Here is a 10,133-nt window from a genome sequence, read left to right on the forward strand (position 1 = left end):
TCGATAGGGTTCCCGTATCGGGGCGATTCGAGGTGGTTCCGGAACGGCTTGTCGACTGCTGCCCGGTCACCTACGGTTCCTTCCGTCAAGCCTCTCCGGCTTAATCCGACTTCCGGGCCCGGAATTCTTTCCGGCGCCGGCGGACCCCTTTCCCTCCCTACCGGGGCATTGTCCGGGTCCGTCTCGCGTGGTGTCGCCGTCGCGGCGCCACCCACTTCAAGGTTTGGGAGAATGCGTTGGACCACCGGGATGTAGAGCTGCTGGCGATCGGCGCGGGGCCGGCGAACCTGGCGCTGGCCGTGGCGTTGGAGGAACTCGCCCCCGACCTCGCCGCCCGCACGCTCGTAGTCGAGCAGCACGACGACGTCGCCTGGCAGCGCGGGATGCTGCTGCCCTGGTCGCAGAGCCAGGTGTCCTTCCTCAAGGACCTGGTGACCCTGCGCAACCCGCGCAGCGAGTTCTCGTTCGTCAACTACCTGCACTCGATCGGCAGGCTGGACGAGTTCATCAACCTCGGCACCTTCACGCCCTACCGGCTGGAGATCTCCGCCTACCTGGCGTGGGTGGCGCGCTCGCTGTCCTCGGTGCGGGTGGAGCACGGCCGCCGGGTGGTCGGCGTCGAGCCCGGTGACGTGGTGGCGGGCCGGGTCACCGGCTGGCTGGTGCGCTTCGCCGACGGCGGCACGGTGAGCTGCCGCGACCTGGTGGTCGGCGCGGGCCGCGACGCCCACGTGCCCGCCCAGTTCGCCACGCTGCCGCGCGAGCGGGTCGTGCACAGCACCGAGTTCCTCGACCGGGTCGGCGCGCTCGACGCCGACGCGGCGCACCGGGTGGTCGTGGTGGGCGGCGCGCAGAGCGCCGCCGAGATGGTCTGGCAGACCCACCAGCAGTTCCCGCGCGCCCAGGTGACCATGGTGATGCGCTCGATCGGCCTGAACGGCTACGAGAGCAGCAAGTTCACCAACGAGCTGTTCTACCCGTCCTTCGTGGACACGTTCAACGCCGCCCAGCCCGCCGCCCGCGAGCAGCTCCTCCAGGAGATGCACCGCACCAACTACGCGGGCCTCGCCCCGGCGATGCTGGAGAACCTCTACCGCACGATCTACCTGGAGAAGCTGACCGGCGCCGAGCGGCTGCGGATGATCCCGATGGCCGAGGTCGCCGACGCGCGGCTGGAGGGCGACGAGGTCGTGCTGACCCTGCTCGACCGCAAGTCCGGCGCGACCGACGAGCTGCGCTGCGACGTGGTCATGCTGGGCACCGGGTTCGTCAAGCGGATGCCCGCGATGACCCGCGCCCTCGCGGCGGCGATCGGCGTGGACGACGACTTCACCGTCACCCGCAACTACCGGATGACGCTGCCCGACTCGGTCGAGGCGCGCGTCTACCTCCAGGGCGTCAACGAGTCCACGCACGGCATCGCCGACTCGCTGATCAGCGTGCTGGCGATCCGCTCCGGCGAGATCGTCGCCGACCTGCTGGCCGGCCGCCCCGCGCCGGCCGCCCCGGACACCCGCACCCGGCCGGCCGCCGAGCTGCTGGCCACCGTGCCCCACCCCGCCTGAGCCACCCACCACGACAGGGAACGCGAACCATGATGGAGATCCGCAAGCTCGACCGGGACAACCTCAAGCAGGACAACGGGCTGGTCGCCCAGCGGCTGATGCCGTGGTCGCTGGTCAACGCGCCGTTCGAGGGCTCCTGGTGCGTGGTGCGCCCGGGTGCCGAGTCCGGCGCGCACGGCCACCACGAGTACGAGATCTGGGTGGCCATGTCCGGCGAGTCGCACATCCTCACCGAGGCCGGCGAGACGCCGTTCGTGGCGGGCGACGTCGTGCACTTCACGCCGCACGAGCGGCACCAGGTCGTCAACCGGGGCGACGCCGACTTCGAGTTCTACGCGATCTGGTGGGACGCCGAGATGTCCGAGAAGTTCTCCGCCCGCCACGAGGAGTCCGCGTGACCGGCCGGCCCCGTCCGGCGATCGTCGTCGCCGCGACCCCCACGTCCAACGGGGACCTGCACGTCGGCCACATGGCGGGCCCGTACCTGTCCGGCGACGTCTACGCCCGCTACCTGCGCGCCAACGGCCGCCAGGTGATCTACACGACGTGCACCGACGACAGCCAGAGCTACGTGCTGTCCACCGCGCACCGCCGGGGCACCACGCCCGAGGACCTGGTGGAGACCTCGACCGCGAAGATCGAGCGCTCCCTGGCCGCCATGGGCACCCTGATGCCCGGCCTGCCGCCGATCGACGACCGGTACCGCCGCACGGTCCTGGACTACGTGGCCGACCTGCACGCCGCCGGCCGCTTCCGGTCGCGCACGGTCCGCCTGCCCTACGCCAAGAACGCGGGCCGGTTCCTCTACGACGGCCTGGTGTCGGGCACCTGCCCGGTGTGCATGGCGGGCAGCTGCGGCGGCGCGTGCGAGACCTGCGGCCACCCCAACAACTTCGACGAGCTGGTCGACCCGAAGTACACCATCGACCCGGCAGACCCGGTGGTCTACCGCGAGCAGACCATCCTGGTGCTGCCCATGGAGGAGTACCGGGAGCGGCTCACCAGCTACTACGCCGCGCGCACGCCGCGCTGGCGGCCCCACGCCAAGCAGCTCATCGGCGAGCTGCTGGCCCGCCCGCTGCCGGACGTGCCGGTCACCTTCCCCGGCACGTGGGGCATCCCGGCCCCGTTCCCGGAGACGCCGGGCCAGGTCCTCTACCCGTGGATCGAGGCGATGCCCGCGTCGATCTACAGCACGTGGTGGGCGGCCGGGAAGCTGGGCCTGCCGACCGGCGACACCGACCAGCTGTGGCGGGCGGAGACCGACGCGGAACTGGTGTACTTCCACGGTTTCGACAACGTCTACCACTGGGGCCTGGTCGACCTGGTGATGCTGCTGGCGCACGGCGACCGGTACACCACGCCGGAGTCCAACGTCTGCAACGAGTTCTACGACTTGGAGGGCGAGAAGTTCTCCACCAGCCGCAACCACCTGATCTGGAGCGCGGACCTGCTCGCCGAGGTGCCGCGCGACCTGGTCCGGTTCTTCCTGGCGCTGACCGCGCCGGAGTACCAGCGCACCAACTTCAGCCGCGACGCGCTGCACTCGGTCACCACGCGGCGGCTGGTCGAGCCGTGGAACGCGCTGGCGGACACCGTCGAGCTGGCCATGGTCGGAGTGCCCGGCGTGCCGGTCACCACGGAGGACGGCCGGCGGCGCTCGGCGGCGATGCTCGACCGGTTCCGGCTGTGCTACGAGCTGCCCAACTACAGCCTGGGCCGCGCGGCGGAGACCGTCATCACCCAGCTCGGGCGGCTGCGCGCGCTGGCCGAGTCGGTGGACGGCAAGCGCAACGGGCACTCGCCGGTCGCGCCCGGCGACCTGCTGCTGGAAGCCCGCACGCTGCTGGCGTGCGCCGCGCCGATCCTGGTCGACGTGGCGGACGCGCTGGCGGCCGAGGGCGTCGACCTGTCCCTGGGCTCGGCGCGGGCGGAGAGCGTCCCGCTGTTCCGGTTCCCCCGCCTGCCCGCCACCACCGCGCCGACCGGTTTCGCACCGGCGCTCGACGGCGCACGCTAGGAGGCCGCCGTGAAGCTGCTGACCGTGGAAACCCGCCAGTACCTCCAGTACTACCACTCGCGCTACGAGCAGGTGGAGGCGCTGGGCGCGGAGCTGTACGTGCTCAACGGCGAGGGCACCGAAGACTTCTGGCCCGCCGACCGCTACCGCCTGGTGGGGTCCAAGGACATCCAGGACATGATCGCCACCGCGAAGCAGTGGCACGCGGTGGAGGACTTCGCCGGTGTCATCACCTTCTCGGAGGCGGCCGTGGTCGCGGTGGCCGCGATCGCCGAGGCGCTGGGCCTGCCCGGCATCGGCGTGGAGGCGGCGCTCAACAGCCGCAACAAGCTGCTGATGCGCCAGGCGCACGAGAAGGCCGGTGCGCCGATCCCGGGCTTCCGGTACGTCACCGAGCTGGAGCAGGCGCGCGAGGCGGCGCGGGAGTTCGGGTTCCCGGTGATCGTCAAGCCCACCCTCGGCGCGGGCAGCCACTTCGTGTTCAAGTGCGACGACGAGGCCCAGCTCGTCGAGCACTACGAGCAGGCCGCCGCCGGCATCCGGGAGCTGTTCTGGGCCAACTCCGAGGCGGAGGGCATCGACCTGGGGCCCAACGGGTTGCTGGTCGAGTCCTTTTTGGACGGAAAAGAGTACTTGATGGAGGCCGTGTCCTGGGACGGTGAGGTCTACCTGGGTTCGGTGGTGGACCGGATCACCGCCGAGGGCGGCACGTTCGACGACGACGTGCACCACGCGCCGACGTCGATGAGCGCCGAGGACCTGGCGGCGGTGCACGAGGTGGTCAAGGCCGGCGCGCTCGCGCAGGGCCTGCGGCGCAGCGTCATGCACGCCGAGGTCCGGTTCCACGGGGGCAAGCCGTACCTGCTGGAGATCGCGGCCCGGGTCGGCGGCGGCGGGCTGGACATGATCGCCCGGATCACCGCCGGCCACGACCCGATCGCGGCCGTGGCCGACATCGCGGCGGGCCGCCGGCCCGACGTGCGGCACTTCCGGCCGACCGGCACGCACATCACCGCCATGTGCCTGATCTCCGAGGCCGGTGTCGTGGACCACGTCGTGGTGCCCGACGAGGTGAGCGGGTCGGACCGGGTGTTCCTGCTCAAGATCACCGCCCGGCCGGGCGACGAGATCAAGCGCCCGCCGGACGGCAACACCATCCTCGGCTTCCTGGGCACCACGGGCACGTCCGAGCAGGACGCGTTCGCGCTGATGAACGACTACGCCGCGAAGATCCGCGTCGAGTTCCGCTAGACCGCCGGGCCCGGCGCCGCACCGCTCGCGGCGCCGGACCGGCCACCGGAGAACTTCGGGCACCTACCGCCCGACGGGCCCTACCGCCCGGAAACGCCAGGGAGTCAGGAAAGTGATCAACTACAACGGCAGAAGGTTCCGCCCGGTCGCGCACGGGGCACCGGAGGAGAGCCGGGTCGCGGTCTACCACCAGGACGGCGACCTGCTGTGGGGCGAGTTCCTGGGCGGCAAGGCCCGCCGGGGCGCGCTGACCGGGACCGCCGGGCCGGACGGCTCGCTGGACTTCGCCTACTGCATGGTCCTGGACGACGGCGAGGTCGTCTCCGGGCACTGCCGCAGCACGCCGAACGTGCTGTCGGACGGCCGCATCCGGCTGGACGAGGTGTGGGAGCGCTTCGGCGCGCACGCCTCCAGCGGCGTGTCCGTGATCGAGGAAATCCCGCAGGCGAGCTGAAGGACGACGAGGACACCGATGACTTCCGCCAGCACCATCCCCGCCCCGACCGGCGGCAGGCCGCGCAAGGGCGGCGTCGTGACCTGGGCGTGCGCGCCCGGCTTCCCGCCCGCCGTGATCTTCCCGTTCACCCCGGCCGAGCGCATGGGCACCCGCAACATCCTGGAGTTCCAGGCGCTGATGTACCGCACGCTGTACTACTTCGGCAGCGACGGCACGCCGAACGTCGACTACACCCAGAGCATCGGCGAGCCGCCGGAGTGGAGCGAGGACGGGCTCACCGTCACCGTCACGATCAAGCCGTGGAAGTGGTCCAGCGGCGAGACGGTCTCCGCCGACAACGTGCTGTTCTGGGTCAACCTGATGAAGGTCAAGGGCGCGCGGTACGGCGAGTACGTGCCGGGCTACTTCCCGGACAACCTGACCTCCTACGGCAAGCTGGCCGAGGACAAGGTGTTCTTCACCTTCGACAAGGTCTACTCGAAGCACTGGGTGCTGCACAACCAGCTCAGCACCATCACCCCGCTGCCCAAGTCGTGGGACCGGACCGAGGCCGGACCGGCGAACGCCTCCGGTGACCTCGCGGACGTCGAAGCCGTCTACGACTACCTGATGGCGCAGCAGGGCGACATCGTGGACGAGGGCAACGCGCACCGCACCAAGTGGGCGGACAGTCCTATCTGGAGCGTGGTGAGCGGGCCGTGGCGGCTCAAGAGCTACACGCTGGAGGGCATCGTCACGTTCGTGCCGAACGAGCACTACTCCGGGCCGAACAAGCCACACCTGGACGAGTTCCGCCAGGTGCCGACGTTCTCCGACGAGGAGCAGTACAAGATGCTCCAGGCCGGGCCGGACTCCGAGCACGGCATCCAGGTCGGCTACCTGCCGCTGAGCTTCGCCACCGAACCCGCCGTCGACCCGGTCGTCGGCGGGCCGAACCCGCTGGCCGAGCACTACACGATGTACCCGCAGACCGCGTTCTGCATCCGGTACATCTCGCTGAACTACAACAACCCGACCGTGGTCGGCAAGATGTTCGCCCAGACCTACCTGCGGCAGGCGCTGCAGAGCGTGCTGGACCAGGACACCGCCGTGCGCGACATCTACCAGGGCTACGCCTACCGGCAGAACGGCCCGGTCCCGATGTACCCGAAGACCGACTACGTCTCGCCGCGCCAGCGCGAGGGCGCGTGGCCGCTGCCGTTCGACCCGCAGCACGCCAAGGAGCTGCTGGAGGCCAACGGCTGGGACACCAGCCAGACGCCCGCCGTGTGCGTGCGGCCCGGCACCGGGCCCGGCGAGGCGGGGGAGGGCATCCCGGCCGGCACCGAGCTGACCATCCTGATGCGCTACGTCGAGGGCCGGCCCGCGCTGACCCGCGTGATGGAGGGCTTCCGCGACGCGGCGGCGCGCGCGGGCATCGAGCTGCGGTTGCAGGAGGTGTACGGCTCGGTGCTGGTGGCCGAGGACGCGCCCTGCAAGGCGACCGAGGAAACGCCGTGCCTGTGGGAGATGTGCTGCTGGAACGGCGGCTGGGCCTACCACCACCCGACCGGCGAGATCCTGTTCTCCACCGGCGCGGGCGGCAACTTCGGCTTCTACAGCGACCCGAAGGCCGACGAGCTGATCGAGCGCACCGTCACCAGCGACGACCTGGACGTGCTCTACGAGTACCAGGACTACATCGCCGAGCAGGTCCCGGTGATCTTCACCCCGAACTTCCCGATCCGGCTGTTCGAGGTGGCGAACTCGCTGCGCGGCTTCGGGCCGGTCAACCCGTACGGGATGATCAACCCGGAGAACTGGTACTACGCCGACCAGGACTGACCACCCGCCGCCGCGCCGACCCCCTCGGCGCGGCGGGCCGGGTCGCCGGCCCGGCCGTCACGCCACCCCCGACGTGGCGGTCCGGGCTCGGCCACACCCCCGTCCCACCACCCCCTCCGCACGATCGCCATCGCGGCACGGCGCGGGCGAAGGCGCGGCAGCCCGCCGCGACCGTGATTCCCCAGACGTAGCAACGAGAGATGAGGCACCGCGTCATGACCGGCACCGAGGACACCCGCCCGCTGCTGCTGGTGGTCGCCACCGGTATGCGGACCTACCGCGAGTACCTGCTGCGCTCGATCAGCGCCGAGTACCGCGTCCACCTGTTCCTCACCGCGGAACCGGAGTGGGAGAAGGAGTACGCGGCCGGCTGGACCGTGCTGCCCAACACCATGGACGGTCCGGCGATGGCCGAGGCCGCCCGGGAGGTCGCGGCGCGCGACACCGTCGCGGGCGTCCTGTGCTGGGACGAGGCGCGCATCCACGCGGCGTCGTTCGTCGCGCGCGAGCTCGGCGTCCGCAACGGCGACCCCGAGGTGGTGTGGCGGCTGCGCGACAAGGGGCAGACCCGCGCGGCCCTGGACGTGGCGGGCGTCCCGCAGCCCCGCTCGACCCCGGTCAAGACGGTGGAGGACGCGGTCGCGGCGGCGGCCGTGATCGGCTACCCGGCCATCCTCAAGCCGCGCGGCCTCGGCGCGAGCCTCGGCGTGGTCAAGGTGGAGGACGAGGAGCAGCTGCGCGCCAACTTCGCGTTCACCGTGGCCGCCGAGGGCCCGGAGCCGGTGGTGTTCGACACCGACCAGCCGGTCCTGGTCGAGGAGTTCGTGTCCGGCGAGGAGATCAGCGTCGACTCGGTGGTGCGCGACGGCGAGGTGACCCCGCTGTTCGTCGGCCGCAAGGTCGTCGGCTACCCGCCCTACGCCGAGGAGGTCGGCCACTTCGTGGACGCCGCCGACCCGCTGCTGTCCGACCCGGCGCTGCTCAAGGCGTTGCAGCGGACGCACGAGGCGCTCGGCTTCACCGACGGCGTCACGCACTCGGAGTTCATGCTCACCGACTCCGGCCCCCGGGTCATCGAGGTCAACGGCCGCCTCGGCGGCGACATGATCCCGTTCCTGGGCTCGCTGGCCACCGGCATCGACCCCGGTCTGGTGGCCGCCGCGGCGGCCACCGGGCGGCCCGTCGACCTCACGCCGACCCGCCGCCGCGTCGCCGGCATTCGGTTCTTCTATGTGTCCGAGGAGGACACGACCATCGGAACGCTCGGTTTCGCGGACAATGCCTTGCCCGAGGGCATCGAACGGGTCGTGGTGGTCGCCAAGCCGGGGGCCGTCGTCTCGCCGCCGCCCAAGGGCACGGTCTGGGGCCGCATCGCGTTCGCCGTCGCCACCGGCGACACCCGCGAGCAGGTCGCCGACCGGCTGGACGCGGCCGAGGCCGCGTTCGACGTCACGCCCGCCTGAGCTCCCCGCAACCCCCTCGAGAGATGTGAAGTGATGGCAACGCAGAACAAGTCAGCAGGCATCTGGACCACGTTCGTCGAATCGCCGATGGCGGTGAAGGCGGTCCTGGGCGGCGTCTTCGTCAACAAGGTCGGCAGCTTCCTCAACATCTTCCTGGTGCTGTTCCTGACCGCCACGGGCTACTCGGCGGGCCAGGCGGCCACCGCGCTCGGCGTCTACGGCGTCGGCAGCGTGGTCGGCGTGCTGATCGGCGGCGCGCTGGCCGACCGGCTCGGCGCCCGCAACTCGACCGTGCTGAGCATGGCGGGCTCCGCCGCGCTCATCGCGGCGCTGCTCTACCTGCCCAGCTACCCGCTGCTGATCGTGGCGATCGCCCTGGTCGGCGCGGTCGGCCAGGTCTACCGGCCCGCGTCGGCGACCCTGCTGTCCGAGCTGACCGACGAAGACCGCCAGGTCATGATCTTCGCCATGTACCGGTTCGGCCTGAACCTGGGCACCACGGCCGCGCCGCTGATCGGCTACGGCCTCTACCAGTTCGGCGGCGACAGCTACCACCTGCTGTTCTGGGGTGAGGCGGTGGTCGCGGGCGCGTACGCGGTGATCGCCTACTTCGCCCTGCCGTCCAAGGCCGAGGAGAAGGGCATCCGGGGCGTCGAGGCCACCGACGCGCCCGTGGCGACCGGCAGCTACGCCGACGTGTTCAAGGACCGGCGCTACCTGGCGTTCCTGCTGGTCGTGTTCATCAACGGCCTGGTCTACGTGCAGTACATGGTGACGCTGCCGCTGGACGTGGCGCAGTCCGGCGTGCCGATCTTCTGGTACACCTTCGCGGTCGCCCTCAACGGCGCGGTGGTCATCCTGTTCGAGCTGGCGATCACCAAGACCACGCAGAACCTGCCCGCGAAGCTGGTCGTGGCGGTCTGCTTCGTGCTGCTCGGCCTGGGCGTCGCCGCCTACGGCCTGCCGCTGGGCCCGGCCGTGATCATCGCCGGCACCCTGCTGTGGACGCTGGCCGAGATCATCGGCGGCCCGGTCGTGTTCTCCTACCCGGGCCTGATCGCGCCCCCGCACCTCAAGGGCCGCTACATCGGCAGCTTCCAGTTCGTGTTCGGCCTCGGCTCGGCGGCCGGCCCGATGGTGGGCGGCTTCCTGTTCCTGGAGCTGGGCCACGCGGTGTGGCCGGTGCTGGGCGCGGTGTCGTTCATCGCGGCGGCGGTCGGTTACGTGGCGACCAAGGACACCCGCAAGAAGGAGGAGCCCTCGGCCGAACCGGCCGAGGAGCCGGTGCCGCAGAGCTGACCGGCGGTCCGACGTCCGGCGGGCCGGTACCCCACACGGGGTGCCGGCCCGCCGCGCTGTCCGCGTCGGGGATTCGGGCCGGCTCGCCGGGCTGCCGGGGGACGAGAAATAAGGGCGGCGCTCGCCGCTGGGCAGGCCGCCGGGGGAGGAAGTGCGGTCCGTCGTGTTCTCCCCGTGTGGCCTGGTCTGGAGACAACCACCCTTTGCCAGGGTGTGCAAGCGAAGGGCGTGCTTGCACACCCTGGCAAAGCGCG

The 10,133-nt window shown here is 71.0% G+C and carries 8 protein-coding genes; all 8 read left to right on the forward strand.

Annotated elements, in window-relative coordinates; genetic code table 11:
- Window positions 1-236 precede the first annotated feature (236 nt).
- The 8 genes from AB0I60_RS20100 (at window position 237) to AB0I60_RS20135 (ending at window position 9,879) form a co-directional block, all read left to right on the forward strand.
- Window positions 237-1,565 (forward strand): SidA/IucD/PvdA family monooxygenase, encoded by a 1,329-nt coding sequence (locus tag AB0I60_RS20100; RefSeq protein ID WP_360731849.1) that lies wholly within the window; start codon window positions 237-239, stop codon window positions 1,563-1,565.
- Window positions 1,566-1,594: 29 nt separating this feature from the next.
- Window positions 1,595-1,963 carry a cupin domain-containing protein gene (locus AB0I60_RS20105; protein ID WP_360731851.1) on the forward strand — a complete coding sequence of 123 codons (369 nt, stop codon included), beginning with the start codon at window positions 1,595-1,597 and terminating at the stop codon, window positions 1,961-1,963.
- The gene (locus AB0I60_RS20110) at window positions 1,960-3,585 is read left to right on the forward strand and encodes a class I tRNA ligase family protein (protein WP_360731853.1); all 1,626 of its coding nucleotides are present in this window, start codon (window positions 1,960-1,962) and stop codon (window positions 3,583-3,585) included. The genes AB0I60_RS20105 and AB0I60_RS20110 overlap by 4 nt, the downstream gene beginning before the upstream one ends.
- 9 nt (window positions 3,586-3,594) lie before the next feature.
- Entirely contained in the window at window positions 3,595-4,836 is a 1,242-nt protein-coding gene (locus AB0I60_RS20115; RefSeq protein WP_360731855.1) for an ATP-grasp domain-containing protein, read from the forward strand.
- A 112-nt stretch (window positions 4,837-4,948) separates the two neighbouring features.
- Window positions 4,949-5,290, forward strand: a complete 342-nt coding sequence (locus AB0I60_RS20120) for a hypothetical protein (protein ID WP_360731857.1) — start codon at window positions 4,949-4,951, stop codon at window positions 5,288-5,290.
- A gap of 18 nt (window positions 5,291-5,308) precedes the next feature.
- A complete protein-coding gene (locus AB0I60_RS20125) occupies window positions 5,309-7,117 on the forward strand; it encodes an ABC transporter substrate-binding protein (protein ID WP_360731858.1) in 1,809 nt (602 codons plus the stop codon).
- 200 nt (window positions 7,118-7,317) lie between these two features.
- Window positions 7,318-8,580, forward strand: a complete 1,263-nt coding sequence (locus AB0I60_RS20130) for an ATP-grasp domain-containing protein (protein WP_360731860.1) — start codon at window positions 7,318-7,320, stop codon at window positions 8,578-8,580.
- A 33-nt stretch (window positions 8,581-8,613) separates the two neighbouring features.
- On the forward strand, window positions 8,614-9,879 hold the full coding sequence (locus tag AB0I60_RS20135) for an MFS transporter (protein ID WP_360731862.1): 1,266 nt from the start codon (window positions 8,614-8,616) through the stop codon (window positions 9,877-9,879).
- Window positions 9,880-10,133 lie beyond the last annotated feature (254 nt).

This window comes from Actinosynnema sp. NPDC050436 (genome assembly GCF_040655415.1).
Classification (GTDB): domain Bacteria; phylum Actinomycetota; class Actinomycetes; order Mycobacteriales; family Pseudonocardiaceae; genus Actinosynnema.